This window comes from Rhizobacter sp. P2_H2 (assembly GCF_056403375.1).
Genome location: NZ_JBFUFP010001605.1, coordinates 1 through 842 on the forward strand (window position 1 = coordinate 1; position 842 = coordinate 842).

At 70.9% G+C, this 842-nt stretch carries 2 protein-coding genes; both read left to right on the forward strand.

The annotated features are described in order from the left end of the window. Positions 1 to 396, forward strand: a 396-nt coding sequence (locus AC1D15_RS35040; protein WP_477829705.1) for a uroporphyrinogen-III C-methyltransferase, incomplete at its 5' end; no start/stop codon positions are given. Positions 397 to 415: 19 nt separating this feature from the next. Further along, a partial coding sequence (locus AC1D15_RS35045; RefSeq protein ID WP_477829706.1) for a heme biosynthesis HemY N-terminal domain-containing protein occupies positions 416 to 842 on the forward strand: 427 nt, incomplete at its 3' end.

Genomic DNA, 842 nt, shown 5'->3' on the forward strand with positions numbered 1-842 from the left:
ACGCCGGTGGGCGGCGGGCTGGCCGAGCTGTCCGATCGCCTGGGTGCGCTGTTCGATCGCGTCTGGGGCGAGACCCGCTCGCTGGTGCGCGTGAACCGCATCGACAACCCGGATGCGATGTGGCTGGCGCCGGAGCAGGCCTTCTTCCTGCGCGAGAACCTGAAGCTGCGCCTGCTGAACGCGCGCCTGGCGGTGCTGAGCCGCCAGTTCGACGCGGCGCAGGCCGACCTGCAGAGCGCCCAGCAGGCGCTGGAACGCTATTTCGACCGCAGCTCGCGGCGCACGACGGTGGCGCTCGAACTGGTGAAGCAGGTGTCGGCCGGCGCCCGCCAGGTGGTGCTGCCGCGGCCCGACGACACGCTCGCGGCGCTGGCCACCGCGACGGCCGGCCGTTGACCTGAGGTCCCCCTTCCCGATGCGTGCCGTCATCTGGTTCGTGCTGTTGTTCGCTCTGGCGGTGGTCAGCGCTTCGGTGCTGGGCACCAATGACGGCCTGGCGTCGTTCTACTGGGGCTCGTGGCGGCTCGACGTCTCGCTGAACCTGTTCCTGATCGCACTGGTGGCGACCTGCTTCGCGCTGGTCGCGGTGATCCAGGCGATCAACGCGCTGATCGGGCTGCCGCGGCGGGCCCACGAATGGCGCGTCGCGCGCCGCGACCGCACCGCGCAGGCGGCGTTGCGCGATGCGCTGTCGCAGTACTTCGGCGGGCGCTACAGCCGCGCGCAGAAATCGGCGCAGCGGGCGCTGCTGATCCAGAGCGACACGCCCGACCTGGTGCAGGACAACGAATTCACCGTGCTCGGCCACCTGCTGGCCGCCGGCAGCCTGCACAAGTTGCAGG